This window comes from Pedobacter petrophilus (genome assembly GCF_009674725.1).
Classification (GTDB): domain Bacteria; phylum Bacteroidota; class Bacteroidia; order Sphingobacteriales; family Sphingobacteriaceae; genus Pedobacter; species Pedobacter petrophilus.
On sequence record NZ_WKKH01000032.1, the window covers coordinates 29,528 to 55,011 of the forward strand.

Annotated in this window: 25 protein-coding genes; 7 read left to right on the forward strand and 18 right to left on the reverse strand. The window is 40.1% G+C overall.

Annotation, left to right across the window (positions count from 1 at the left end):
- Positions 1 to 87 precede the first annotated feature (87 nt).
- The 3 genes from GJU39_RS17190 to GJU39_RS17200 all read left to right on the forward strand — a co-directional run bounded on the left by GJU39_RS17190 (position 88) and on the right by GJU39_RS17200 (position 3,142).
- A complete protein-coding gene (locus GJU39_RS17190) occupies positions 88 to 1,188 on the forward strand; it encodes a D-TA family PLP-dependent enzyme (RefSeq protein ID WP_154282234.1) in 1,101 nt (366 codons plus the stop codon).
- Positions 1,189 to 1,303: 115 nt separating this feature from the next.
- Positions 1,304 to 2,242, forward strand: a complete 939-nt coding sequence (locus GJU39_RS17195; RefSeq protein ID WP_154282235.1) for a manganese catalase family protein — start codon at positions 1,304 to 1,306, stop codon at positions 2,240 to 2,242.
- 438 nt (positions 2,243 to 2,680) lie between these two features.
- Complete coding sequence (locus tag GJU39_RS17200) at positions 2,681 to 3,142, forward strand: XRE family transcriptional regulator (protein WP_154282236.1); 462 nt, start codon at positions 2,681 to 2,683, stop codon at positions 3,140 to 3,142.
- Positions 3,143 to 3,387: 245 nt separating this feature from the next.
- On the opposite strand, the gene GJU39_RS17205 is transcribed toward GJU39_RS17200, so the two are convergent.
- From GJU39_RS17205 to GJU39_RS17225, 5 genes are all read right to left on the reverse strand, one after another.
- Positions 3,388 to 4,917 (reverse strand): sensor histidine kinase, encoded by a 1,530-nt coding sequence (locus GJU39_RS17205; protein ID WP_154282237.1) that lies wholly within the window; start codon positions 4,915 to 4,917, stop codon positions 3,388 to 3,390.
- Positions 4,918 to 5,193: 276 nt separating this feature from the next.
- Complete coding sequence (locus GJU39_RS17210; RefSeq protein ID WP_154282238.1) at positions 5,194 to 5,712, reverse strand: hypothetical protein; 519 nt, start codon at positions 5,710 to 5,712, stop codon at positions 5,194 to 5,196.
- A 126-nt stretch (positions 5,713 to 5,838) separates the two neighbouring features.
- Positions 5,839 to 6,429 (reverse strand): RNA polymerase sigma factor, encoded by a 591-nt coding sequence (locus GJU39_RS17215; RefSeq protein ID WP_154282239.1) that lies wholly within the window; start codon positions 6,427 to 6,429, stop codon positions 5,839 to 5,841.
- A gap of 228 nt (positions 6,430 to 6,657) precedes the next feature.
- Entirely contained in the window at positions 6,658 to 7,725 is a 1,068-nt protein-coding gene (locus GJU39_RS17220; protein ID WP_154282240.1) for a hypothetical protein, read from the reverse strand.
- A 173-nt stretch (positions 7,726 to 7,898) separates the two neighbouring features.
- Entirely contained in the window at positions 7,899 to 8,771 is an 873-nt protein-coding gene (locus GJU39_RS17225; protein ID WP_154282241.1) for a helix-turn-helix domain-containing protein, read from the reverse strand.
- Positions 8,772 to 8,975: 204 nt separating this feature from the next.
- Here GJU39_RS17225 and GJU39_RS17230 point away from each other — a divergent pair, with 204 nt between their 5' ends.
- A complete protein-coding gene (locus GJU39_RS17230; protein ID WP_154282242.1) occupies positions 8,976 to 9,815 on the forward strand; it encodes an MBL fold metallo-hydrolase in 840 nt (279 codons plus the stop codon).
- 220 nt (positions 9,816 to 10,035) lie between these two features.
- Here the strand turns inward: GJU39_RS17230 and GJU39_RS17235 are convergent, their stop codons facing one another.
- From GJU39_RS17235 to GJU39_RS17250, 4 genes are read right to left on the reverse strand one after another with little or no spacing between them, the layout of a single operon-like run.
- On the reverse strand, positions 10,036 to 11,388 hold the full coding sequence (locus GJU39_RS17235; protein ID WP_154282243.1) for a sensor histidine kinase: 1,353 nt from the start codon (positions 11,386 to 11,388) through the stop codon (positions 10,036 to 10,038).
- Positions 11,385 to 12,062, reverse strand: a complete 678-nt coding sequence (locus GJU39_RS17240) for a response regulator transcription factor (RefSeq protein ID WP_154282244.1) — start codon at positions 12,060 to 12,062, stop codon at positions 11,385 to 11,387. The genes GJU39_RS17235 and GJU39_RS17240 overlap by 4 nt, the downstream gene beginning before the upstream one ends.
- A gap of 1 nt (position 12,063) precedes the next feature.
- On the reverse strand, positions 12,064 to 12,909 hold the full coding sequence (locus tag GJU39_RS17245; RefSeq protein ID WP_154282245.1) for a hypothetical protein: 846 nt from the start codon (positions 12,907 to 12,909) through the stop codon (positions 12,064 to 12,066).
- Between the two features lie 9 nt (positions 12,910 to 12,918).
- A complete protein-coding gene (locus GJU39_RS17250) occupies positions 12,919 to 13,158 on the reverse strand; it encodes a hypothetical protein (protein WP_154282246.1) in 240 nt (79 codons plus the stop codon).
- 275 nt (positions 13,159 to 13,433) lie between these two features.
- Between GJU39_RS17250 and GJU39_RS17255 the strand changes: the two genes are divergently transcribed.
- Both GJU39_RS17255 and GJU39_RS17260 read left to right on the forward strand, forming a co-directional pair.
- Positions 13,434 to 14,237 carry a DUF4382 domain-containing protein gene (locus GJU39_RS17255; RefSeq protein ID WP_154282247.1) on the forward strand — a complete coding sequence of 268 codons (804 nt, stop codon included), beginning with the start codon at positions 13,434 to 13,436 and terminating at the stop codon, positions 14,235 to 14,237.
- Between the two features lie 31 nt (positions 14,238 to 14,268).
- Positions 14,269 to 14,796: a hypothetical protein gene (locus GJU39_RS17260; protein ID WP_154282248.1), complete on the forward strand. Its 528-nt coding sequence runs from the start codon at positions 14,269 to 14,271 to the stop codon at positions 14,794 to 14,796.
- A 116-nt stretch (positions 14,797 to 14,912) separates the two neighbouring features.
- Here the strand turns inward: GJU39_RS17260 and GJU39_RS17265 are convergent, their stop codons facing one another.
- From GJU39_RS17265 to GJU39_RS17305, 9 genes are all read right to left on the reverse strand, one after another.
- A complete protein-coding gene (locus tag GJU39_RS17265; RefSeq protein WP_154282249.1) occupies positions 14,913 to 15,335 on the reverse strand; it encodes a hypothetical protein in 423 nt (140 codons plus the stop codon).
- A 67-nt stretch (positions 15,336 to 15,402) separates the two neighbouring features.
- The gene (gene tssD, locus GJU39_RS17270; RefSeq protein ID WP_167515711.1) at positions 15,403 to 15,930 is read right to left on the reverse strand and encodes a type VI secretion system tube protein TssD; all 528 of its coding nucleotides are present in this window, start codon (positions 15,928 to 15,930) and stop codon (positions 15,403 to 15,405) included.
- A 130-nt stretch (positions 15,931 to 16,060) separates the two neighbouring features.
- On the reverse strand, positions 16,061 to 16,435 hold the full coding sequence (locus GJU39_RS17275; protein WP_209437673.1) for a lysozyme inhibitor LprI family protein: 375 nt from the start codon (positions 16,433 to 16,435) through the stop codon (positions 16,061 to 16,063).
- A 194-nt stretch (positions 16,436 to 16,629) separates the two neighbouring features.
- On the reverse strand, positions 16,630 to 17,082 hold the full coding sequence (locus tag GJU39_RS17280) for a DinB family protein (RefSeq protein WP_154282251.1): 453 nt from the start codon (positions 17,080 to 17,082) through the stop codon (positions 16,630 to 16,632).
- A 183-nt stretch (positions 17,083 to 17,265) separates the two neighbouring features.
- Positions 17,266 to 18,045, reverse strand: a complete 780-nt coding sequence (locus tag GJU39_RS17285; RefSeq protein ID WP_154282252.1) for an SDR family NAD(P)-dependent oxidoreductase — start codon at positions 18,043 to 18,045, stop codon at positions 17,266 to 17,268.
- Between the two features lie 32 nt (positions 18,046 to 18,077).
- Complete coding sequence (locus GJU39_RS17290; protein ID WP_154282253.1) at positions 18,078 to 21,128, reverse strand: efflux RND transporter permease subunit; 3,051 nt, start codon at positions 21,126 to 21,128, stop codon at positions 18,078 to 18,080.
- 12 nt (positions 21,129 to 21,140) lie between these two features.
- A complete protein-coding gene (locus GJU39_RS17295) occupies positions 21,141 to 22,196 on the reverse strand; it encodes an efflux RND transporter periplasmic adaptor subunit (RefSeq protein WP_209437674.1) in 1,056 nt (351 codons plus the stop codon).
- Between the two features lie 5 nt (positions 22,197 to 22,201).
- Positions 22,202 to 23,572 carry a TolC family protein gene (locus tag GJU39_RS17300; RefSeq protein ID WP_209437675.1) on the reverse strand — a complete coding sequence of 457 codons (1,371 nt, stop codon included), beginning with the start codon at positions 23,570 to 23,572 and terminating at the stop codon, positions 22,202 to 22,204.
- Positions 23,573 to 23,618: 46 nt separating this feature from the next.
- Entirely contained in the window at positions 23,619 to 24,227 is a 609-nt protein-coding gene (locus GJU39_RS17305; RefSeq protein ID WP_154282254.1) for a TetR/AcrR family transcriptional regulator, read from the reverse strand.
- A 307-nt stretch (positions 24,228 to 24,534) separates the two neighbouring features.
- Here GJU39_RS17305 and GJU39_RS17310 point away from each other — a divergent pair, with 307 nt between their 5' ends.
- A complete protein-coding gene (locus GJU39_RS17310; protein WP_154282255.1) occupies positions 24,535 to 25,353 on the forward strand; it encodes an SDR family NAD(P)-dependent oxidoreductase in 819 nt (272 codons plus the stop codon).
- The last annotated feature ends 131 nt before the right edge of the window (positions 25,354 to 25,484 follow it).

The following is a 25,484-nucleotide window of genomic DNA, read 5'->3' on the forward strand; positions in this document are numbered from 1 at the left end:
AAGTTCGATGTATTTTCATAAACTAAAGACGACTCACGTTGTTGTACTGTTTCAAAGTTATTTAATCAACGAAAATTAATACAGGATATGATAGAAACTGGAGGCTACTGCATAAAGAATTCAGCGTTAACCGATACTCCATTCCTGGCAGTTTATCCAGATATCGTAACTGAAAATATTGCACGGCTTGTAGCTTTGTTTTCAGATATCAGCCAAATCCGGCCACATGTCAAAACACATAAATGTCTTCAGGTTGTTAACTTAATGCTGGAAGCTGGTATCCAGAAGTTTAAATGCGCCACTATCGGCGAAGCAGAAATGTTGGCCCAAGCTGGCTCCAGGGATATTCTATTAGCATACCAGCCTGTAGGTCCGAAAATTCAACGCTTTGTAGATTTAATTATTAAATATCCGCTGAGCAAATTTTCCTGTCTGGTGGATAATGAAAGCTCCGCACAGGAATTATCTGACACTGCATGTCGTGCTAATATTGTAATAGCGATATGGGTCGACCTAAATGTTGGCATGAACCGAACAGGTGTAAAACCACAGTCAGAAGGAAAAGCGTTATTTATGTTTTGTGTCAGCCTTCCCTCAATCAGGATTTTAGGTTTGCATGCTTATGACGGTCATATCACTGATTATCAGGTAAGTGTCCGTCATTCACAGGCTACTTCTAGCTTTGAACAAGTCAGGAAACTCACTGATGAATTATCCCAGATGGGGTTTAAGCAATTGCGCATCACGGCGGGAAGTACGCCTACTATCAACTTTTATTCCCAGTTTAAAGATGTTGAATGCAGTCCGGGAACCTTCATTTATTGGGATCGACATTATCAGGCATTGTATCCGGAACTTGGTTTTAAAACTGCAGCACTTATTGTTACCCGGGTAATTTCCAAGCCAGCAACAGATACAGTTTGCCTTGATTTAGGCTATAAAGCAATATCTTCAGAAGGAGCACCGGATGAACGTGTTAATTTTCTACAATTTCCCGAAGCTGTAATCTTCTCCCAAAGTGAAGAACATTTACTGGTTAAGGTTCCGGGTTCAGAAATTAATATTGGAGACACGCTATTGGGAATGCCCCATCATATAGGAAGAACCTGTAATTTATATGATTCATCAACATTCGTAGTTGAAAACCGGATTATGGGAAGTTGGAAAAATACTGGCAGAAAAAGGTAATTGTGCCCACAGACATTTTACAGAGGGTTTCTTTATAATCATTACAAATAGCAAATGCAGTAAACTGCCAAGATTGTAGCAGGGTTCTGATGATACACAACTTAATTCGATTATTATGTTTCATCATTCCAAAGACCTTCAATTCAACGCAAGAGTCTCTAAACCAGATCCAGTATTCGCCAACATTCTTCTTGAACAATTCGGTGGGGAAAATGGCGAACTTGCAGCAGCAATGCAATATTTTACTCAGGCATTCGGTGCTAAGTTACCTCATCCCGACAAATATGATATGCTAATGGATATCGCCACAGAAGAATTTTCCCATCTGGAAATTGTTGGTGCAACCATTCAGATGTTACTCAAAGGTGTCAATGGCGAACTCAAGGATGCTGCCGATCAAAGTGAGATTATGCAGGTTTTAGACGGAAAGGCAGCCAAAGAATCTATCATTCATGCAGCATTATCTGCTAATCCGCAATTCCCGATTATCACCGGTGGTGGTCCGACCTTAAGAAATAGCCAGGGGATTCCATGGTGCGCTTCTTATATCCATTCAAATGGAGACCTTACTGTAGACTTAAGGAGCAACCTGGCCTCAGAATCAAGGGCAAAACTCGTGTACGAGCACTTAATGAAATTTACAGATGATCCATATGTAAAGGAGACCCTTTCCTTTCTAATGACCCGGGAGGTTGCGCATTATAAAATGTTTGAGGCAGCACTCGAAACGATCCAGCCAAACTTTCCACCAGGAGTATTACAGGCAGATCCGCGCTTTACCCAACAGTATTTCAATCTCTCGCCCGAAAAAAGCGTAAGAGGGCCGTGGAACCAGGGCGATATGCCGGGTATGGATAAGGAATGGGATTATGTAGGAGATCCGATCAGCCAGGTGAAAGAGACCGAAGGGCTAACCGTAATGGATACCGACATGGAGGCGCAGCTGGAAAAGACAGAACAACTTAATTTAGCGCTAAGCAAGCAAAAAAGTGAAGAAGTAAAGGCAGCTGACCCTAGTGGAACTGCACAATGGAGTGACTACGACGCTCAATAATTTATTATAGGAGATGGAGCCCTGGCATCGCCAGGGCTTTATTTTATTTACAGGAATGATTATATGTCCTTTCTGATCTGGTTTCGTAAAATAAGAGAACTTTTCCTAACTGCTGGCAATCTTTTCTTTCTACTACCTTTAGGCAAATATTTATAGATAAATTTAAATCAGACACAGTTTTATTGCTGTCGCTGAGAGAATTATTATGCCTTATCCGAAATAATCGCCTGTTGCTCTAAATGTGTTTTCAGAAGATACCAATATGCCCGATAACAACATGGCTGCTGGTCATGGCTTTTTATCAAAACAGGTCGTCATGAAATTTAGATAAAACTAATCACAGCATAAACTGGTTAAAGTAGGGAATTGAAATCAAAATGGTTTCCAAATACAATGCGGATTAATCCATGAACTTTTTAAAGAAATAAAGCAATCTAAATGAGTAATATAGAGAACCTGGCAAAACTGGAAAATATAATCCCCGAAGAGAAAATGCTGAAGTTGGAAACGGCAGCGGAGCGACATAAAGCGCAGTCGAATATTTCTTTTACGGTAGATAGTATTTCAGATGAGATACTTGAGGTCTCAACTGTTCAAAATGAAACACCCTCAGGCAAATACGCCAGCGAGTCGACTTTGGTGAAAAGAACAGAAGATGTTTTTAGTAAAATATTGCCCGAATTTAAGCTTGTGGTCTCTGCCCAAACGCATCTTCCCTCGCCAGCTATTGTAGTCACATCCTCCTGGATTGATAAGAAAATGCTTGAAAAAGGGGTGAGGATAAAGCAAATTGCTTTCGATACCGGGCTCGACCGGGAAAGTATCTCAGACTGGGTGACGGGAAAGAGATCGATGAGCCAGCTCGTTAAAGCAATGTTTTATTTCTACTTTTCGAAATAATTGAAGTAATAAATATTAGTAAGCGCTAATAGGAATACTTTAAGCGCTAACTTTTAGTCAATATTGGTGTTGGAAAGGTATGGATGATAGAATACAGTTTTTTGCCGGAGTGTTTTTCCTGTTAGCAGGTGTTTTTGTATTTTATATTATATTCAAAAAAGATAAAGAAAAAAAAGCATAAACAATATTTACTGATTACAGCTGCGGGAGATATTAAGCAGGTGCTGAAATTAATCATTCAATCATCAACTCTTCTTTGGTGATAGCGCATGAAGCCATTGCCAGGCGTTTTCTGCATTGGCAAAAAAGCGTACATCTGAAGTGGCCTCCTCATTTTCCACACTCTTCTTTGCGGACAACTGGCTGAAGGCACTGGCGGAAAATACCCAAGCGAAGTGCCGCAGACCAGCAAGTTCCATTAACGGTAGCCAGACATTGGCTGCCCAGTCGGAAGCTTCGGACCAGGTTCCAAGTACAGCTCTGTTATCATTAAATACTTTTGAACAACGGTTATTTCGCAGGTATTCAATCATGAGTTTTCCGCCATGTTTTACCGAATGCATATCCTGATGGCCATACCATTCTACATGCATAATGCCGTTTTCATTGTTGCACTTGATAGAGATGTATTTGTCTTTGTAACGATCCGGTATTTTTACTTCAGGAAGGATGGTTTGGCCAACTGACAAAGGGAGCTTGAAATGGAAGGTAGATCCTTTGCCTTGTTCACTTTCGATCCAAAAGCTACCTCCATGACGCTTTATAATATCTGCAGATATGTAAAGCCCCAAACCCAGGCCTTCAAAACGGGCTGAAGAATTATCGGCCCGGTAATACCGGTCAAAAAGCTTGCTCAGGTGTTCAGGTTTGATTCCAATACCATAATCTGTTACAGAAACAATCAGATAATCCTGTTCCAGGGTTGCCTTAATCAGCACCAGGTCTGCATCGGGAGAATATTTAACAGCATTGGCCACGAAGTTCTGAACAACCTGTTCCAGGCGAAACTGATCACCCTTAAAATGAATAGGTGCCTGATCTTGAAGAATAAGCTGATATTTAGGGTATACCTGCTGTAATCCGGCTACGGTTTCCCTTAACATTTTGCTAAAATCAAATTCAGCCAGATTGAATGCCATTTTTCCCGCATTAATTTTACTCACGTCCATTAAGTCGGCAATAAGTTTTTCCAGGCGTTCCAACTGGGATGTGATCCGGTGGAGGAAGGAACTGGCTTTGGTTTCGCTGATCTGGCGGCTGAGCATTTGAGTGAAGCCCTTTATTGCGGTAAGCGGGGTTTTAAGCTCATGACTGGCTATAGATATAAACTCATCTTTTCGAGATTCATTGGCTTTCTGTTCGTTGATATTGGTATTACTGCCAACCCAAATGTAACCCTGGTTGTGTAGAATACGTTTAGCCCGGATTAAATGCCAATAATAATATCCATCAGCAAATCTTAGTCTAACCTCGTTTACGTATTCATGGCCGGTTTCTAAACTTTCATTCCAGTTTGCAAGGCTATGCGAAAGATCATCAGGATGCATGAATATTGACCATCCGGCGGATATGATTACCTGGTTTTCTATGCCCAGGTCACGGCTTACCTGATCATTGACATTATTAAGAATACCCTGTTCGTCAGTAGTCCAGATTTGCTGGGGAATTGCATTCAACAGTTCCCTGGAAAACATTTCTGAATGACCAGCAAGCGAAATACTATCTTTTGTACCTGTTTCCAAGTGACTATTAACTGATTTTTTTGGCCCGGTCATTCACAAATTTAAAAAAAATGAGAGGAAGATTCTTATTAATATTGTGTCTTACGGACGTTTATGTATAAATATCATTAGACGATATAATGTAAAAGATTTATATGCAAGTGAGCCTCAGATATCCTGTTCCGGCTTTGCATCCAGTGACAGGTAAAACGATCAAAATGTTTTGAATCTCAGTGTCGCGAACATTCATGATCTCCATTTGGATATCGGGTTAACCAGGCTTGGAAGCTACGTTTTTTGAAAAAGCAATTCAATTACCATCGGCGGCGGTTAATTTTTCTTATGCTCGATGGATTGAAGCTTTAGTGCTCTAATTGCCACCAGGGGATTTGAAATCAATGCCCCGCCGTTTGCCGTGGCACCAATAACAATGGCCGATGATACCAGCACTACATTTTTGATAATGTACTGGCCGAGCAATGTGGGTGCAAAGCTCACCGATGTCCAACATTCTCCAGAGAACAGTACCAGCGGCAAAAATGTACCAATCATCTGCAAATATAGTATGAACAGAATGTATACCATTTTCTTCCCTGTAATCAGGCCTATTCCTATAGTACATTCCCAGAGGGCCAGAAAGGGCATGGAGTATTGTTTAGTAACCATGCCAAATGTTATTTTCCGGATCGTTCTGCCAGCGATATCTTCTGCCACGCTTACGTTAGGGAAAAACTTGAGGATTCCGAACCAGATGAATATGATGCCTAAAGAGAAGCGCAGTATAGTCATTCCATTCCGGGATTTCCATTCGATCGCCTTGATTACGAACCTTTTTAGTTTTACCAGCATAATGACGTGTTTTGGTCATATACGTTAGTTTCTTCCCTGTTGGTTTTTCAGCGATACGATGTAGGGGTTAATAAAAGATTCCTGTTATGTTTAGCGCTTCTCTATGCTCAATAAAGTTAGCATCTGTTAAGAGATTTCAAAATCTACCCTTAACCTGATAATGGCCTGGCGGATTGATGATTTAACACTGCCCAGGGGCATAAGCAATAAACCGGCAATTTCTTCATGCGTGTAGCCTTTATAATAGGCAAGATCCAATATGTTACGTTGTTTTTTGTTGAGGTTATTTACCAGTTTTTTGAGTCCGATGGTATCGGTGTTGTAGCTATAGCTGTGATTATTCAATTCCCCGCTTACATCTTCAATCCTGACGCTGGTAGCTTGAGTCCGACTCGATTTTAACCTCGTATGGTCTATCGCTGCATGCTTTGTGATGTTCATCATCCAGGTGAAAAGACGGGATCTTTTCTCATCATATCCCGGCAACCCCTTTTTAATCTTTATAAAAACCTCCTGTAATACATCTTCGGAAGTCTCCTGTTGGTTTATAATTTTCATGATCACTCCAAAAAGATTTGCAGCGTACATTTTATATAACTTATTAAAGGCAGGTACACTTTCAGCCCGAAGTCCTGCCAGTAATGCCTTTTCCGAATGATCTTGATTTAGGACTGATATAATCCTTGTACTTGATTGGGTAAGTATAAATGCGATCATGAGCGTCTTTAAGGTGCTCAACAAGAGACTATATAAATAAGTTTGGTGTATTCCTGTATGTTGTCTTTTCTTACGCTCTGGTAATTATAAAAATACATCAATTTTGCGTAATATGCCTTCAGGGCAGTAATTGGTGTTTTTAATTCATGGCTTGCTATTGATATAAAATCGTCTTTTTGCTAAATGTGTCGTTGTTTTTTTTGAGTACAGCCGCTAACATCAATAGGTTTATTTTTTCACTACAATAATTTTGCGGATGAGGGCCGATTGAGATCCGTTGCTTAACGATACTACTGTGCCGTTTTTCCAGTATTGTGCTGTACCTGATCCTCCGTTCGCACCACCATCACGGGAACCACCTACATACACATCAGTACCAGATACGGCTATAGAAAATCCGAACGCACTTTCAGGCCCGGTAGATAAGACAACAGGCAAGCCATTTTTCCAGTATTTAGCCATGATCACATTACTGCCATTTCCTGTTCCATACCCGGCTACATAAACATCATTCCCATTCACGGTAATGGAGTTTCCGGTTACGTCGGGCGTACCATCATTAATAAGGGTAGGCGTGCCGAGGTTTTTGCTGTAGCGGGTTTGAGATTGGCCGGAGTTGTTATAAGTCTCAGACCATAACAAATATAAATCGCTGCCTGATACCGTTATGGCCTGGTCTGCGGCAGCCACACTACGGTCTGCAAGGTCAAATAGCTGTCCGTTTTTCCAATAAGAGGTGATGGAATTCAGCCAATCCAGGTTTCTGCGTTCCCCAATCACATACACATCATTACCAATCAGGGCTATTCCGGTGGCGATGGCCTGCTGATTCCCATCTGTTAAGATTGCAGGTGTTCCGTTTTTCCAATACTTCGCCTGGTAAGTTGACTTTCCTGGCGCCATTTCCTGGCCGGCGATATATACATCATTTCCCTGGATAAATACATCATTGGCAAAGGCATCCCGGCTTCCATCTGTAAGTGATGTAGCAATACCATTTTTCCAGTATTTGGCAACATATGTTCCTGCCGGATTAATTTCGGAGCCTACGATATGAACATCGTTGCCCGAAATGGCCATGGCGTTAGCATCTGATGCACCGGAACCGCTTCCAAGGATAACAGCGTTGCCGTTTTTCCAGTATTTGGCCACGTAGCCTTCTCTTCCGGCGGCATAGATGTCAAATGATGACTGGTCTAGTTGAGTTGGTTCATCCGCCCCGCCTTTCTTGCAAGCCTGAAATATAAGCGTTAGTGTGATTAAAAATGTAAACGCTTTTAGTAAATTATGCTTCATAACCGGAGATTGTTTTGAATTTGAACACAGAAAAAGGGATTTAGTTTGGTAGTGTTAAATATTCGTAATTTTAAAGAGGAATGAAGTAGGGAAGCCGGGGTTGCTGATCTATCCCCGGCAACGGGAATACCACTTTGTTGATCTCTCTTCAAATCCTGATTCTGCTATTTCTCCTAAGAAAAAATACCATTTTGATAATCGTTAAGAAATGCTGAGGTAGTAAGCCCGGTTTGTGTTTTAAAAAAACGCATTAAATGATTCGGTTCAGAAAAGCTGAGTTCGTTTGCAATTTCGGCAACGGTTTTCCCGGAATGGATTAGATAATTTTTTATTTCGAAGAGCAATCTTTGCTTCAATAGCTGAGTAGCAGTTACATTAAACTGTTCCTTAACTGCACCATTGATCGTAATACGGCTCACAGACATCAATTCTGCATAATTTTCAATACGTTGCATCGTGTGAATATTCGATTCTACCAGCATTTTGAATTGATAAGCGTAGTTATTTTCTGCTCTTTGTAGAGAAAGGCCGTATTGCTGTGCATAAGCCCGGTTAAATTTTTGCAATAAATAATAGATGAGCGACCGGATGATATGTACACTGTCTGGTCTTGCCTCTATCAGTTCAGTTTTGATTTCAGTAAGTATTTCACAAGCTTTTTGAATTTCTCCGGCTGTTAATTTCAAACTAAGGGGAAAAGCCAGCTGATAAAAATACAGCAGGCGATAGGTGAATAATTTATCCGAAAAGAAATCATTCAAGAAATTTTCCTGAAAAACCAATACCGTAAAATCAAGGTTTTCTGCATTCAGCTTCCACCGGCGTTTCTGGAATGCTGAAATAAATACAATTGAATTTTCATCGAGATCAATTTTTTGTTGGTTCAGTATTACATGGCCGGTTACCTGTTTAAAAAGTACAATCTCAAAATAATCTGTGTTATAGGTGTTCGTATCCAGATAACTTTGCGCCACATCTTTTCCGTTCAATACATTGAGCAATACCTCTACGCCGCACTCGGTTTTATGAAATTTAATCGTCTTCATTCTTCTTAATGGTGCAAAGATATAGGTTATGCTTTCATTCGTGCAGGGCCTTACTGGTTAAGGCTTGATTTATATTTCCAAATCTGCTGCTTATCAAAATGGTAGCTTTTCTGCCTGATTTGGTATCCTGTAACTGTAATTGATTAGCGAATTTTGTTCTTATTAAATAAGGGAAATAACCTGGTAAAAATACTATTTAAAATCATGAAAAAGATCATCTTATCCGTTGTCCTGTCGATAACATCTATCATCGCATTCAGTCAGAATAACGCTAGTTCAAAACCCAGTATTCAGCTGGTCCGGAATGCCACACTAATCATTCATTACGCCGGTCATAAAATCCTGGTAGACCCGATGCTGTCTGCAAAAGGTGAGATTGAATCCTGGGCTGGTATTGCCAGAAACCCAACTGTTGATTTAAAACTTACCACTCAGCAGATCACTGACAGTGTTGATCTGGTATTGGTTTCCCATACTCATGCAGACCATTTCGATGATGCTGCGGACAGGATTTTAGAAAAATCTGTAAAAATCATTAATCAGCCCGCAGACAGCATATTCTTTGCTTCCAAAGGATATTTGAATGCGCAAACACTTGAGCACAATACAAAATGGGCAAATATTAATATTGAAAGAGTTAATGGAGCGCATGGCTCTGGCAAGGTGCTGGAAATGATGGGCAAGACTTCAGGCTTTATTTTAAGTGCCGCTGGACAGCCTACCATTTACATTATGGGAGATGCAATCTGGACGGATCAAATCAAAGAAAACATCAATAGAATCAATCCGGGTTTTATAGTCGTAAATTCTGGCGGTGCTCAGATTAAAGGCTTTGAAAATGTACCGATCATTATGGATGAAAAACAGACTATGAACCTGATCGCTTCAAGTGGCAGGGCAAAAGTTATTGCAGTTCACATGGATGCACTGGATCATTGCAGAACCACCAGAGTTACACTACGGAAGGAAGCAGAAAAAAATGGTATTGGTAAAGATAAACTCATCATACTGAAAGATACAGAGGTAATTAACCTTTTAAAATAATTAGCATTGGGCAAATCTTAAAGGTTTGCCCTTCTTGTAATGAGCAGTGCTAATTTTCAAAAAGTCTTCTTTTATCAATACGGTTGGTTTAGATTAGCCTAAATTTATCCTTCATTACGATTAAAGTATATTATTTAACACCACTGGTATGGATTGGGGCTGCAAATGATAAGGAAGAGAGAGAGAGAGGAGGATGGAGGAGCACAAATACCGGGGCAGACTATGCCTTTGCGCCCGATGACATCCCCGAAAAATTTCCCTCTATTTTCTTGAACTGAATTTCAAACGTAGTCCCCCGTGTTAATTTTGATTGAACCTGTAACTTTAAATCAAGATATATAGCTATACTTTTTACAATTGCCAAACCAAGGCCGTAACCTGTATTTGCTGAACTATTAGATTTATTAAACCGGTTAAACATCTGTCTGGTTTCTTCTTCAGTCATCCCCATTCCGGTATCTTCGATAAGAATACTATAGTCCTTACCTTTCAATGTATCAGAAATTACAATACTGCCGTTCTTCTTATTGAATTTAATGGCATTGTGGATTATATTATAAAATAACTGAAATAATAGGTCGTGATTAAGATTGTCAAAAGCAAAGGAATGACTTAATTTAACCTCCATATTGATGTTGTTTTCCTCCATCCTATGGCTGATCTCCTCGATAATCTCATTAATAATCTTTGCCGGTTCAACCCGCTCTTTTTTAATAAATTGCGCATTATCTATTCTTGATATCAATAAAAGGGATCTGGAAATCTTTTTTAAGCGCTCCAAAGTTTTCATCATTTCCACAATAGACTGCTGAACCTGATGGGAAGTAGATTCATCGACTAAAAGATTTTCCATTTTATTCTGAAGGATACTTATAGGCGTAAGGAATTCATGTGATGCATTTGCCGTGAACTCCCTTTCTTTTGCGAAGGCTTCATTAATTTGATTCATCAACGAAATAAGGGATTCATCCAGATAATTGAAATCTGATGTCGTTGTTTTTACCCTTGTTTGGTTTTCTATAAATGGAAATTTGCTGTTGACGAGCCTTTTTTTAATGATCTGACCCAGTGGACGTATCAATCTCCGTGTAAATATCAGGTCGCTGAAGATGCTAATGGCAATCAGGAGAACCAGCACATAAACTGCAAATTTTTGAAGAGAATCATTATAAAGGTTGATGCTGGCCGTTGTTTTCCCGATTTCTAAAAGGTAATTACGTCCTTTGAACCCGAAGGTAGCACTCAAAACGCGGTAACTGAGGGTATCGGTTTCTACAATTCTCTTTGTCGTTCTTATGGTATCCAGGTGGAGTGAAACCGGTGCTTTTTCGATCGCAATATATTCATCCTTAAGCATGGTATAACTCCCATAGCTGTTTTCGCCGGCGAGGTAAGTCTCTACACCGTTTTTGCCAATATTTGCCATAACTTTTTTACGCTGTCCTTCCAGCGAAAAATTAGTGAAATCAGAGGCAATCCGGTTCACTACCAAGGGTAGAATGGCAACAAATAAGGCACCCAGGGCCAGCTTGGATCCTGCGATGAAAAAAATCAGTTTACTGGAAAGTTTCAATGCTTTCTAATTCTATAGCCAACACCCCTAACTGTTTCCAGCCATTCGGTAGGCGCATAAGCGTTCAATTTTTTACGAATATTTTTTATATGTGCATCAATGTAATTTGAATCGTAATCATCATCTGCGAAAGTACCCCAGATGTGCTCACTTAGCTGACCTCTGGTCAAAACCATATTTTTATGCAGGAACAGATAGCTTACCAAATCAAATTCCTTACGAGAGAGCTCTATACTGATATCCTGGAAGACCATAAACCGTTTTTGCAGGTCAATCAAAAATTCGCCAATGGATTGAAGCTCTTGTTCAATCTTAAATTTTCTTCTGGAAATGGCCTGCATCCTGGAATGAAGTTCCGGTAGGAAAAATGGTTTAGAAAGGTAATCGTCAGCACCCATGTCAAGCCCCGTCACTCTATCCTCCAGCCTGCCTCGTGCAGTAATAATAATATATGCTGCGTCAGGATTACTGCGCTTGGCATTTCTCAGCAACTCCAGCCCGTCCCCACCAGGAAGTCCCAAGTCAATTAAGATGTAATCGTAAAGACCGGCGGTTAACTTTTTCAGGCCATCATTAAAAGTATGGGCCAGCTCACATATGAAAAATGCTTTTTTCAAGAACACCTCCATTTCGTAGGCCAGCGTTTTCTCGTCTTCAATTATCAATACCTTCATATCAAAGCTGGTAATATATCGAAAGGCCAAAGAATGATTGATGAGCTTTGCTATCGGCTTCGGCTCTATAGCTCAGAACCGAAAATTGGTAGCTCAGCTCTGCAAGGTAATTTCCCCTGCTTAAGACTAGTGGTAGTTTAAGGGAGTATGCAAAAATATGGAAACTGTTTCTTAACGTTTCTACAACTGTTCCAGTTTGCGAATTTACGATTCCAGGTGCTGAACCACTTTTTCCATTGCCGGCAGAATTGCTGCGTTTACGCTTTTCGATGAGGTAGGTTTCATAAAAGTTAGTGGTTCCTGCAGTGATCTCGAGTGCAGGTTCAATTGAGATCGTATTCTTATCATTAAACAAATTCCCAAGTTCAATTTCTTTAGAATTAGCCAAGCTTACAAAAAAGTCGTTTTGTTTGCCAAAAGCATAGTCAAGGTTAAGGGCAGATTTGAAAACAGGCCAGTTTTTGGTGATGGAGGAATTAATATTATTGGCATTCGAGGCTTGCAGGAGGGGAGAGCTGGCTGGAAAAAAGGAGTGGGTATAGGCTAGCCCTACATTGAGGCTTTCTGATAAATCATGTTCATAACCTATTCCAAGGTCAGTTTCAGAAATTCCTGAACCATAGGTTAGCAAACGGTAAGCACCTGCTGAAAAGTATAGACCAATAGGTAACGTGAAGGTCGCATTCGCCAGAATATAAGGATATTTTTCGCTGGTAACCTGCCCATAATAATTGATGTTGCTGTTATAAATAGCAGCGAATGTAATGGTTGCCCTTGAAGAGTCTTGCTGGGCGAAGCATGCAGACCCGGCCAGACAGAATATTAATGTAAAGAGCATTTTTCTCATATTTTTCCTTTATGGCCTTTTGATCCTGGGGCGAATGATTTTAATTGGCTTTACCTTTACATGAGGTTTCACCGCCAGGGGTTTCATTTGTCTTTTTGCTTTCGGTACCTGCTTTATTTCTACTTCGGCTTTGTTTTTTTTTGAAGTTTTCTTATCCTGCTGCTCTTGTTGCTGGTTTGATTGTAATGGTAATGAGTCTAACCTGCTTTCTACATAAAGGCTTAAATTGCCTGGAAGGTTAATTTTCATATTTGTCTTTTTTGCAAAGCCATTTAATGAAAGTGATAGGATAATGCTCGTAGTAAAAGAAACGAAACTGATTATTCTCATGTGAGTAAATATATAAAAAGTTTCCCTTGAAAAACTTTAGTGGTGTACATTCTAAGATGGAGTGAAAACGAACGCTCAAAGCTAAACGTAGAAGATGAAAAGAACATGAAAAAAATAAATTAAAAATTTCATGTTCTTTTCATGTTGGCGGTACAATTTTGAGCTTTAAGATAATGATAACTAAATCTACTATTATGAAAACAAAATTTGCACATATCTTATTAATCTCTGCCGGGCTGTTGATTACAGCTGGCGTGGCGGGGTGTAAAAAAGATGCTGATTCGTCAACTGAAGGGTCCACAAAAATCAATATCAAAATGACCGATGCACCCGGAAGTTTCGATAAAATTAATTTAAGCGTTAAAGAAATTGTGCTGGTTTCGGGTGATAAGCCTTATACTTTTGCCGTAAACACCGGAATATTTAATATCTTAAACTTTAGAATAGGTACAGCGAACCCTGATATTCTTGTGGCATCAGGCGATATGCCAAGTGGTGATATCACAGAAATTAGACTGGTGCTGAACGATAACGGGAATACAATTGTGGTAAATGGCATTGAACAGGAGCTGAAAACCCCTAGTGCGCAAAGTTCTGGTTGGAAAGTGAAATTGACCGCTAATCCAAACCTGGTAGCCGGGGTTGCATACACTTTATTGTTGGATTTTGATGCAGCAAAATCAATTGTAAGCGCTGGAAACGGGAAGTATCTGTTGAAACCGGTTGTCCGGGGTCTTACCGCTGCCACATCCGGAGTAATTTCGGGAACTGTATTGCCTTTGGCCAGCCATCCGGAAGTACTTGTTATTGCGGGAACTGATACCATTGGAACAGTAGCTGATCCTTTAAGTGGTAAGTTTACCGTTGGCGGACTGGCAGCTGGGAGCTACAGGGTTAAATTTACACCATTAGCAGGCTATAGAGATAGTACAATCAGCGCGGTAAATGTAAGCCTTGGACAGAATACAGCAATGGGTGTCATCACCCTCAGACAATAAATATCATCAGGTAACTATTAAATTCGAAAACATGAAAAAGCTAATTATGATGCTAGGCTTAATTGCCGGGTTAATGTACTCGCAAAAGGTCAATGCGCAGTTGAATGTAAACGTCAACATCGGTGCCCAGCCGCTTTGGGGCCCAGTGGGATATGATCACGTTGATTACTACTATCTTCCCGATGTGGATAGTTATTATAGCGTACCCCAGCGCCAGTTCATATATTTAGATGGGAATAGTTGGGCATTTGGTCCATCACTCCCTTCAAGATATGGCAACTACGATTTATATAATGGTTATAAAGTTGTCGTTAATTCACCAAAACCTTATCTGCACCACAACGATTATAAGGTTAAGTATGCCAAATTTAAAGGGAAGAGCGGACAGGCAATAATTTCCAAAAGTAAAAATCCAAAATATTTTGTGGTAAAAGGGCACCCTGGCAAGGGTTTTAAACAAGCAGGTTATTCCCCTGGAAACGGAAAGGGTAAACAAAAGGTTCAGGACAATAAGATGGGAAGAGGTAATTCCAAGGGAAACGGTAAAGGAAAACATTAACCCAGTGATAGCAGTCAGGCACAGCCTCCCGTTTCGGGAGGCTTCTGCGTTTAATTTCTTTTCTGCTATCAAAAAGATAAGAATTACTGCTTTTTTGATAAGCAAGCCTCGTCTTTTTAAAAATAGATATCTATATAATCTGTGGTTTCCCCGTCGCAATTGAGCATTTGTTGCAGCCGCCAGTACTTTCTTTTGCCACTGGCTTTAAAGATCGAAAGTCCGGTAAGTTCACAAGGTTGTCCGCCATTGATAGAATTGATTTTGGAGACAATTTTTCCATTAAATTTTAAAATGTTTCCCCGGTTCAGGAATGTTCCTTTGATGGTTACGTACTCCTTTGATTTTGGATCTCTCTGCTCACCCTCAATGCTGTATTCTTCTTCCCCAATTTCCTTGATATACACTTTTCCCGGAGTTGATTTGTTAAAGGTTATCCACTGAATGGTAAATGAATGCCATCCCTTTGATATTGGTTTTATTTGGGTTTGCGCCTTAGTGCCGAGCAGAAAAACAGAAGCAATAATTAAGATGTATTTCATTAGAAAAAGAGGTGTTTAATTTGTAATGGATTAGCTAACCGTTTCGTAAAAGAGACTGCCGGGTTTACTATTGTTCGATTAATACGCCATTTATAGAGAGCGCATTACAGCTCAGCGATATTACCGCATTGCCAATGGAGTCGCTATAATAAGTAGAGGAGTATTGATCTGAAAAGCTATAAAGATATGCCTTGAAAAATTTGATTGTTCTTGTAGGTAATTTACCATAGCTATCGGCAATGGTGATGGTGCCATCAAAAGTATTTTTTTTGCCCGCCACAAGTTTCAGCAGATCATCAGGCAAACTTTTTGCATCTATGGTAAGATAAAAAATGCCCGCTTTGTAACTGGAAACTACGGGTTCGGTTTTGGTTGCCGTAGAATCTTTTGCCTTTACATTTGTGGTGCCCGGAACAGGCTCATCGTAATAGCGCGATAACGAAGTTGAAACGCTGTTTAAGGGAACGGTGAGGGGCTTTCCATTAAAACTTGTACTCAGTGTAATTTTGATCCGCGCATCCTCCTGAGCCTGGCTTTTTTGAGAAAGTGTAAGGGTGAGGAATAAGGCCAGGAATGTTGTTAGTAAAGTTTTCATAGGGCTATTTAGATTAAATGGTTTCTAAAGGTTTATTAATGATGATATTTAATTTTGATAAGCGTTTTCCAAAATTAAAATATAGTTCATTTGTATAGGTGGTAAATTGGCGTTAAAAGCATGTTTGAAATCAATTATCCCGTTGCTTTACCGAGCCCAGGCAAACCTCACCTTCCTCTATTCCGGTGTTCCAAACATTCAGAAATTTGATTCGATCCCTGGTTAATGTTTCCAGGTATATAGACTCACACATAGGTGCTACAGATCCATAAGTTCCGACCTCCGGGTATTTCGCGTCCAGTTCCGCATCCCTCAGTTGAATCCACAGCCGTTGGGCATTTTTAAATTTTTGGATGAATAGTGATTCCTGAGCGTAACGCTTCAAAATCTTTTGGTAAACGATATTAAGTTCCTTATCAGCTTTTTGATAGTCTGAATATGCTTTTATGTTCAATGCCGTCTGCGATTGTGCAAAACAGGAAGAAACAGATAGTAATGATATCATTAGCAAGGAAATCATTGCGATATAAAATCGGGAGCCTAGGGTCATCATCGGGAGGTATAAATCAGCAGTTAATTAAAGGTCTAAGTGATCTTTATCAAACTGAAATTGGCGATAATTGTTCAAAAAAATATGAATATATTTTCGCCAATCATTTTTCTGGCTATTGGTATAGCGATTTTTAAACTTACCGGATGTTAGTTTGACTCAATTGCGGCGAGTATTGCCCTGATTCTGCTAAAATGCATTCTTTCATGAAAAGATAAAAAATCCAGTGCACCTTCAAATGCTCTTTTACCAAAACCTTTATCTTCTGTAAAAAGACCTGCATCGTGGGCCTGTAACAGACTATCTAACGAGAGCGGAAGGTATGCTATAATTTCATTAATCTCGGTTTCGCCAATATTGGTGGTTGGTTTTGTTCCATCGCTATAACTGTTGATGTACTTTTCACCTACAGGTAACAGGTTTTCCATTCCGGGAAAAAGGTGATGTGCAGGCGTAACCAGGATATGCCCCAAATTCCAGATGATGTTATTGGCGTAACCTGCCGGAATTTCATTAAGCTGTGCTATGCTTAAGTTTTTTACTATTGAAATCAGCCCAAGTCTGTTTTCTTTTAGTTCATTAATTTTTTCAGTGATATTCATAATATTTTATTTAATATGTTTTGTGCTATTCAGGAGGATGTGCTAATGCTCCAAATTCAGGTTGGTTACTTCCGGTAAAAATTGATATTGAATGCCCTGTTCAGGAAAATGACGATGGGACACACGATAGTATTCTGTTTTTCAGTTCCTGCGTTTGTATCTTGATCAGTCAAAAATTAACTGTTATTTCTGCTGACTGGCCAGGTTCTTTTTGATCTTCATCATTATCCCATCTGGTGTAAAACGTGGCAGGTTAGAAAGGAACCAGTTCATAAAACCGACTAATTTTTTGCCTTTTCCGTTCAGAAGAAGCTTAACGCCATCCTTTGCTACAATTTTTGGTGATATGGGTTTATTGGCCTTTAGTACATTGGTTGTTTTCATGGTATCGGTATTAAACCCGGTTTCTGTGGGGCCAGGGCAAAGGGCGGTAACAATTACGCCCGTACCTTCCAGCTCTGCGGCAAGGGTTTCTGAAAAGGCCAGTACAAAGGTCTTCGTAGCAGAATAAACCGAATAATAGGGGAATGGTAAAAATGATAACAGTGAAGCCACGTTCATAATCCTGCCAGAACCCTTTGCTACCATATCCCTTACGAATAGTTTGGTAAGCGCTACTAAACTGGAAATGTTCAGTTCGATCATGTCAAGTTCTTCTTCCAATGAAGTTTCGATAAAACTGCCATAATTGCCAACTCCCGCATTGTTTACCAGTGCATTTACCTGAAACCCTTTGATTTTTATATCCTTGTAAAGTGCTATTGCCGCCTGAGCTTTGGAAAGGTCTTTAACCATGATCTCTACCAATATTCCATGTTCAGCAATCAGTTCTGTTTGTATCTGTTTTAGTTTTGCCTCGTTGCGGGCAACCAGAATCAGGTTCTTTTTTTGGGCAGCCAGTTGGACTGCCATTTCATAACCGATGCCAGATGAGGCACCGGTTAATACGATATATTCTTCCATTTATTTTTTTATTTATGTTAATTAAGCTTCTGTTAGTCTTGATCTATTGATGGTGGAATAAGCTTGTACATTACCGGTGTTACAATCCGTGATAAGATGGTAGAGGTAATCAGTCCGCCAATTAATACGATGGCCAATGGTGCTATGAGTGGATTTGGGTTTAGTGCAATTGGTAACAGTCCACATATAGCGGTAATCGAGGTAAGTACCACAGGAAGAAAACGGGTTTCACCTGCCATGCCAATTGCCTCATCTATACTATGTCCTTCCGCCCGGAGCTGGTTGGTAAAATCTACTAATAACAGTGAGTTTTTAACCTGTATGCCAGATAAACCGATAAAACCGATAATCGATACCAATGACATGGGATTTCCGGTGATCAGCAGGAATATTACGCCACCCAATATGCCTAATGGAATGATGGACAGTACGATGATAATGCCTTTAAAGTTTTTAAACTGGAGCAATAAAACACCGACAAACAGGAATGCACTTAGTAAGATGATGGAAAGGAAATTACCACCCAATGCATCGCCTTCAGATTCTGCTTCACCAGATAGCTTGTAATAGTAGCCTGGAGGCATTTTTAATTTATCCAACTGTGGTACGATATCTTTCAAAATGTCATTCGCATAAACGTTCTCTTTTGTGAGCGAGGTAACTTTCGCAAAGCGCGATTTATTGAAGTGGTTAATTGCAGTAGGGGAGGTTTCGAAACCAATCGATGCAATTTGATCCACCAGTACAGGAACGCCCTGGATGTTATTTACATAAAGATTTTTGAAGGCATCAAGGTTGGAGAATTTTTCTCTCGGTAAGGTGATCACCACATTCCTGGCATCCCCGCGATCATCAATATAATCGCCCACAGTCAATCCCGCAACTGCCAGCCTGATTACCTTATCCACATCGCTGGTGAGCACACCTAAAGTACGTGCCTTTTCTTTATCGATTTTTATTTTTATATCTGATTTATAGGTGTTTAGCTCATTGTTGATGTAAAAAGTACCGGGATGCTTTTTCAGGATGTCTTCAACCTTAAATGAGAGTGCTCTTAACGTATCCTGATCTTCACCAAAAACCCTTACCACAATATTGGCCTCAATAGGCGTTCCCTGTTCAAAATCTTTTACCTCTATTCTTGCATAAGGGAAATTCAGAAATTTATTTCTTAATTTTTTAATCAGTTCTGTTTTAGATGCTGGACTAGCCTCTTCATCCATTTGAACGAAAACCTGTGCAAAATCTGGCTTGATATCTTGTTGATGCACATTGTAATACACCTGTGGATTACCTTTTCCAACGTTGGAAGTGTAATAGACAATTTCCTTATGTTTTTTAAGTTCACTTTCTATCAGCCTGGTTGCACGGTCACTTTCAGGGATATCTGCTTGTAACGGCATTTTGATATTAATCAAAAACATTGGCTTTTCTGAAGTAGGGAAAAGTTTAAATCCCGCTAATGGGAACAGCATAAATGCGATCACACTTAATGCTACCGAGATCCCGATAGTAACTTTTGGCCACGCCAGGGCTTTTGGCATAATGCCGCGGTAAGCGTAGGTTAAAAATCTTTGCAGGTGTTTAAGAAAGAAATTTCCTTCACCATGTGTATGCGTTTTTAATAATTTACTGCCGATAAAAGGAACAAGTGTTAATGCAACAATCATGGAGGCCATTACACTTGTCATTACCGCCATTGGAAGACTGCGGATAAATTCTCCGGCCATATCTGGTAAGAAAGCCAGTGGCAGGAAAGCAATTATTAATGTAGCTGTACAACCAACTACGGCAACACCGATCTGTTTGGTGCCTTTTAGGATGGCATCTGTTCGCGAATGGCCTTCCCTGAGCCAGCGCTCGATATTTTCTACTACAACAATACTATCATCAACCAAAAGTCCTAATGCAACAACCAGCCCCACAATGCTTAATTGATTAAGCGAATAGCCCAATAAATTCATAACAATAAGGCCAAGGGCAAGAGATAGCGGGATGGAGATCATTACAATCAGCGATGCCCTGAACCCCAGTGGTAAAAGGGTAATGACAACCAGGAGGATTGCCAGTCCGAAATCGAAACCTAAATGGCCCAGTCGCTTCGAAACCATATTCGCCTGATCAAAGTTTTTGATCATTTTAATGTTGGCAGGTAAACCTTTGCTAAATTCATCAAGCACCGGAAGGAATTCTTCTTGCACCTTGGCAATGTTCACGTTATCTTTCATGGCTGCGGTAACCAAAATGCTGCGGTGGCCATTTAAACGGGTAATGTGGTTAATTTGGCCATCTTTGTAACTTACCCGGGCAACGTCTTTTAAGTAAACGATTTTTCCGTTCGCGTTATAGATCACGGTGTTTGCTACATCATCTACGTTTTTGAACTTGCCGCTGGTCTTCACGTTAAAGATCTTGCTGTCAAGGTTAATACTTCCTCCGGGTACATCTGCTGCCTCGCTCTGCAAACTGCCAACAACAACATTTAATGGTATTTTTAATTGCGCAAGTTTGTCCAGTTGCATGTCGATTCTGATCTCCTGCTCCGGCATACCGAAGTATTTAACTTCTTTCAGGTTGGTGATTTTTTCTAAACGCGATTTAAGGATATCAGCCTTATCTCTTAGTGTTTTACCAGAGGCATTATCCGATACCAGCGCAACCTGCAGGATTTTTACATCTGAAGAAGAAATCTTTTCTGTTTTAATCATGTAAATATCCTTCGGCAGTTCACTGTTTTTCAGGGCATTGATCTCGGTGGATATTTCCTGATATTTATTATCTACATCAACACCATATTTGAATTTAACTTGTATTGCAGCAACGCCATCTTCTACAGAGGTGAGTATTTTATCGATGTTCTCTAATCCATAGATTTTATTTTCGATGGGTTTAACTACCTGTTCTTCCATATCTTTCGGACTGGTTCCAGGATAAATTACCGTAATGAGGTATTGTGGTGGGTGGGTGGTCGGGTCTTCCGAACGTGGCATGGTAAACAGCGTAAGTACGCCGACTACCGCCACGAGCATAAAGATAACCATGGTGAACTGATAGTTCTTGACAGAGAAATTTGTAATTTTCATGGTTGTAGTTGGTTACCTGATAATTTTAATGATAGACTGTTCGTTGAGGTAGGCGCTATTGGAAACAACGATCTGATCTACGCCCTGCAGTTCCTTTTTCAGGTAGACATTTTCATTGTCGAACTTTAAAATAGTTACCGGAACTTTCTTAACACGGTTTGTTCCATTGGGTGCAAATACAAATGCATTGTGGCCGTCTGCCTCTACCAACGATCCGTAAGGCACAACTATGGCACTTTGTTCCTGGGCAACTGTAATTTCTGCCTTCCCAAACATCCCTACTGCAGGTTTCGTTCCATTTAGGTTTAATTTGAGTTCTATCTGGAAAGAACCAAGTTGAGGGTCTGCAGCTTGCGACCTGCGAAATACGGTTGCCTCAAATTTTTTGCCGGCATAACCATCTAATGTTACTGTGGCCTTTTGGCCCAGCACTATTGCTGCCCATTCCCTATCGGTTACGCCAACCTTAAGCAGGTAGCTGTTACTTTTTCCGATCGAGTTGGTTATGAGTACTGGAGCGCCAGCAGCCACAACCTCACCTTCATTTGCCATTTTTTTAGCTACAAATCCATCAGAGGTGGCGTAGATTCTGGAGTAGCGTTCGTTGAAAGCCGTTGCTTCAGTCGCCTTTTGTGCTACATCTAATGCAGTTTTTGTGTTTTGTAGCTGCTCTAATGTATAAACGCTGTCCCGATACAGGTTAACGGCACGCTGGTAGTCGCGTTTGGCTTTGTCTACACTCAAGCGAGATTGCGCGAGACCAGCTGCAATTTCTGTTGAATTTAGCGTGGCAAGTAACTGGCCGCTTTTAAAGGATTGCCCCTCATTTACGAATACCCGATTAATGATTCCGCCTATTTTGAATGAATAATTAGCTTCGTTCTCGGTACTGATTAAGCCTGTGGCATCAATGAAATCTGGCACGGCTAAAACAGAGATGGAGGTAACTTTAACCGGAATAATATCGGGTTCGCCCATTGGGCTTTTTGCCTTATGCTCTTCGCCACACGAGGATAGAAAAAGTACAGCTATGCTGAGGATGCTTGATAATCTAATTTTTGTCATCATGATTTTTATTGTATGTTAAAACTTGCGTTTGCACGTTCGATAGCTGTATAGGCAATCCAGGTGTCGAATAGTGCAATATTGGTCTGTTGTTGTGCGTCGATCCATTGGTTCTGTGCATCGAGCAGTTCTATGTAAATTGCCATCCCTTCTTTATAGAGCTTAAGCATATCTGTGTAATAGGTTTTACTGGTTTTTAATTGCGATTGGGCGGCGTTATATTGCGAAATTGCACTCTGTATTTCGGCTTGCCTCACTTTTATTTCTGTAGAAAGCTGCAACTGCACGTAATCAGTTTGGGCTTCAATGGCTTTTCTATCTGCAATGGTTTGTTTAATCCTGGCAGTATTTTTTCCAAAAGAGAAAAGGTTCCATTCCAGTGAGGCACCGGCAAAGTAATAGCGACTTTGGCTATTTACCTTCCAGTTAAAGGCTTGCGAGCCAAGATCTACGAAGGTGCCAATCTTTGGAATGAGGTAAGATTTTGCCATCCCGTTCAGGTTGCCATTAATTTCTTTGGCAATTTGCAGCTTGGTCATTTCTTCTCTCCCCGTAATCTGATCATTCAGCAATTTATCCTGGTAGGGAAGGGTATTAATTTCATCAACCAGGATACTGTCTGTAAGTGGTCTGTTAATAAGGAAATTAAAGTAATAGCGGGCTGCAGCAGCGGTTTTGGTAGCGGTTATATAGGAAGCATTGATCTTTGAAACTTCATTACTGCTTCTTAGCACGGCCGTGCGGTTTACTTTGTCGTTATTAAAAAGTGAAGTATTAATCCGCTGACCTTCCTGAACCAAACGAAGTGATGATTCGTAGATTTTGCTGGCATTTATGGCTTTTAAATATTTGTAATAAGCCATTTTAATTTCTTTTACCAGTTCTCTTTTATAAAGGTTTACTTCTGTTTTTTGCAAGTCAACCTGTTGGGTCTTGATTCTTTTATTATAGATGAGCTCTGCATTTAAGATCGGCATGGCGGTATGCAGCTTGGCATCATAAAAGTTATCAGGATTGATCAGAATGTTCTGGTTCTGTAACTGTGGAAACGAATTGGTTCCAGTGAGCTGGTTTAATGTGGCATAGGCTGCATTAAACAAATCTCCGGTTGGGAAATCAATTGTTCGCCCACCATCTGCCTTAGTGTAAGTAGTGGAAAAGGAAACACTTGGCAGGAACATAGTCTTTGCTTCCTTTAAAGCGTATACATTTTTTTCAAGCAGAAAATTTTGCTGTTTAATGCTCTCGCTGGATGAAAGTCCCTGTTGGATGTAAGTTTCCAGTTTGTTCTGGGCTTTCAACTGCCTTGTGGCTAACATGCAAAGGAGTAGCAAGAGCAGCTGAATAGTTTTCGGTTTCTTTAATAAATAATTAATCATTGTTATAATTTTAAACGGTGTTCAATAAAGAGGCAAAAAAAAAGGTTTATCCTTTTTCCAGTAATGCAACGAAGGCCTCGTATCCGTGCTGCATCAGTTGATCATTTGTTTTATTCATGAAGTTGGTGGTTCTGTCCTTACAAAAAAGAGCGCAGATTCCATGGATAGAAGATAGTACCATGAAGGTAAAATACTCCGGATCCATATCCTTAAATTTGCCTTGTTGCTGGCATTCCTCTACTACGCCCAAAAGGTGGTTGATGGCTTCCTGCGCGATCTGAAAGCCGCCACTTTGGGCATCTGTACCAGGTTCCTCAACGAGGAACATCAGGTTGTAATAATCTTTATTTTCTTTAGCAAATTGAATAAAGATTCGTCCAACTGCTTTTAAACGTTCAAACGGATCAGCAACAGTATCCAATACCTTTAATCTGCCAATCAGCAGTTCGAAGCCTTCTTTGTGAAGTTTGTGGAAAATTTCTCCCTTATCTTTAAAGTGAAAGTAGATTGATCCCGGGCTATAATTAATTTCAGTTGCAATGTTTCGCATACTGGTTTGCTCATATCCCTTTTCCAGAAAGATCCTGCGGGCTGCATTTAATATGAGCTTACGCATTTCCTGCTTCTCTTCCAATTTCCGTTCTGCTATTCCCATGTCATTGTTATTCTTAAACGCTGGATTATTTCTTTTTATGCTATCAGATTTTAAACCGATACAAATGTACTGAACACTGTTCAATAAAACAAACTTATTTTTATTTTTTTTTAAAATATTATTTGATTTAGCAGAACCGCTACATTGTTTTCACAAATAAATGCTGTGCTGGTGCTTTTTTTTACAAACTATATTAAGTCCTATTTGCATGGACGTAAAAATGTTTCCTTATTTCCGACTTTTGTATCCTACTTAAACCTGAGGATTGCCAGACATTTGTTTCATCATAAGATTTAAAAAAATAACGATGAAAAAAACAATTTTTATAACAGGCGCATCCCGTGGATTAGGCCGGATATGGGCAGAAGCTTTTCTAAAACGTGGTGATCATGTTGTGGTGGCAGTAAGAACACCGTCTTCTTTAGCCGATTTAGCAAAAGAATACCCTGCAACTTTACTTGTGCTACAACTTGATGTTACCAATCGCGACGATGCCTTTAAAGCAGTTGCAAAAGCAAAGGCTCATTTTGGAGTTATCGATATATTGATAAACAATGCTGGCTACGGACAAATGGGGGCAATTGAAGAAGTATCTGAACAGGAGATTAGAGCGCAACTCGAAACCAATGTGTTAGGGTTGATATGGCTTACACAAGCGATAATTCCGGTGATGCGTGAGCAAAAATCTGGTCATATCATTCAGCTTTCGAGCGCACTGGGGTTAGTATCTATACCACTTATGGGCATCTACAGTGCATCCAAATATGCAGTTGAGGGCTTAAGTGAATCGCTAGCTGCGGAAGTTGCTGGATTTGGCATCAAGGTCACGATTTTGGAGCCTAATGGCTTTGCTACAGATTTCAGTGCTTCTTCATTAGGTCAGAGCAAATCTCTGGCTGTTTATGATGAGGTAAGAAACGGAATGTTCGCCGCTCAAACAGCAGAAGATACTGGTGTTCCGGAAGCAACAACAGCTGCTGTACTTAAATTAATTGATTCGGAAAATCCTCCATTGAGAATGATTTTAGGTAAAAAAGGCTTTCCATGGGTTAAATATACTTATGAAGAGCGTATAAAAACATGGGAAGACTGGCAGGAAGTTTCTGTGGCAGCCCATGGTAAATAATAGCTAAATTTGCAAAACCCGATCAACCGGGTTTTGCCCTTTCTTAAGAAAAATTGGATAAACCGCTTCAAATTGACCCCTCTTCACCACTTTAAAAAGCCCCCCTTAGCCGAGTTAATTTAATAAGGTCC

Excerpts from the sequence above, each read along its gene's own strand:
- GJU39_RS17290 (WP_154282253.1), bottom strand. The coding sequence starts at position 21,128 with ATGAAAATTACAAATTTCTCTGTCAAGAACTATCAGTTCACCATGGTT.
- GJU39_RS17280 (WP_154282251.1), bottom strand. The coding sequence starts at position 17,082 with ATGAATATCACTGAAAAAATTAATGAACTAAAAGAAAACAGACTTGGG.
- GJU39_RS17230 (WP_154282242.1), top strand. The coding sequence starts at position 8,976 with ATGAAAAAGATCATCTTATCCGTTGTCCTGTCGATAACATCTATCATC.
- GJU39_RS17265 (WP_154282249.1), bottom strand. The coding sequence starts at position 15,335 with ATGAAATACATCTTAATTATTGCTTCTGTTTTTCTGCTCGGCACTAAG.
- GJU39_RS17240 (WP_154282244.1), bottom strand. The coding sequence starts at position 12,062 with ATGAAGGTATTGATAATTGAAGACGAGAAAACGCTGGCCTACGAAATG.
- GJU39_RS17210 (WP_154282238.1), bottom strand. The coding sequence starts at position 5,712 with ATGCTGGTAAAACTAAAAAGGTTCGTAATCAAGGCGATCGAATGGAAA.
- GJU39_RS17285 (WP_154282252.1), bottom strand. The coding sequence starts at position 18,045 with ATGGAAGAATATATCGTATTAACCGGTGCCTCATCTGGCATCGGTTAT.
- GJU39_RS17275 (WP_209437673.1), bottom strand. The coding sequence starts at position 16,435 with ATGATATCATTACTATCTGTTTCTTCCTGTTTTGCACAATCGCAGACG.
- GJU39_RS17200 (WP_154282236.1), top strand. The coding sequence starts at position 2,681 with ATGAGTAATATAGAGAACCTGGCAAAACTGGAAAATATAATCCCCGAA.
- GJU39_RS17310 (WP_154282255.1), top strand. The coding sequence starts at position 24,535 with ATGAAAAAAACAATTTTTATAACAGGCGCATCCCGTGGATTAGGCCGG.
- GJU39_RS17255 (WP_154282247.1), top strand. The coding sequence starts at position 13,434 with ATGAAAACAAAATTTGCACATATCTTATTAATCTCTGCCGGGCTGTTG.
- GJU39_RS17190 (WP_154282234.1), top strand. The coding sequence starts at position 88 with ATGATAGAAACTGGAGGCTACTGCATAAAGAATTCAGCGTTAACCGAT.
- tssD (WP_167515711.1), bottom strand. The coding sequence starts at position 15,930 with ATGAAAACTTTACTAACAACATTCCTGGCCTTATTCCTCACCCTTACA.
- GJU39_RS17260 (WP_154282248.1), top strand. The coding sequence starts at position 14,269 with ATGAAAAAGCTAATTATGATGCTAGGCTTAATTGCCGGGTTAATGTAC.
- GJU39_RS17300 (WP_209437675.1), bottom strand. The coding sequence starts at position 23,572 with ATGATTAATTATTTATTAAAGAAACCGAAAACTATTCAGCTGCTCTTG.
- GJU39_RS17245 (WP_154282245.1), bottom strand. The coding sequence starts at position 12,909 with ATGAGAAAAATGCTCTTTACATTAATATTCTGTCTGGCCGGGTCTGCA.
- GJU39_RS17220 (WP_154282240.1), bottom strand. The coding sequence starts at position 7,725 with ATGAAGCATAATTTACTAAAAGCGTTTACATTTTTAATCACACTAACG.
- GJU39_RS17250 (WP_154282246.1), bottom strand. The coding sequence starts at position 13,158 with ATGAAAATTAACCTTCCAGGCAATTTAAGCCTTTATGTAGAAAGCAGG.
- GJU39_RS17225 (WP_154282241.1), bottom strand. The coding sequence starts at position 8,771 with ATGAAGACGATTAAATTTCATAAAACCGAGTGCGGCGTAGAGGTATTG.
- GJU39_RS17305 (WP_154282254.1), bottom strand. The coding sequence starts at position 24,227 with ATGGGAATAGCAGAACGGAAATTGGAAGAGAAGCAGGAAATGCGTAAG.
- GJU39_RS17195 (WP_154282235.1), top strand. The coding sequence starts at position 1,304 with ATGTTTCATCATTCCAAAGACCTTCAATTCAACGCAAGAGTCTCTAAA.
- GJU39_RS17205 (WP_154282237.1), bottom strand. The coding sequence starts at position 4,917 with ATGACCGGGCCAAAAAAATCAGTTAATAGTCACTTGGAAACAGGTACA.
- GJU39_RS17215 (WP_154282239.1), bottom strand. The coding sequence starts at position 6,429 with ATGATCGCATTTATACTTACCCAATCAAGTACAAGGATTATATCAGTC.
- GJU39_RS17295 (WP_209437674.1), bottom strand. The coding sequence starts at position 22,196 with ATGATGACAAAAATTAGATTATCAAGCATCCTCAGCATAGCTGTACTT.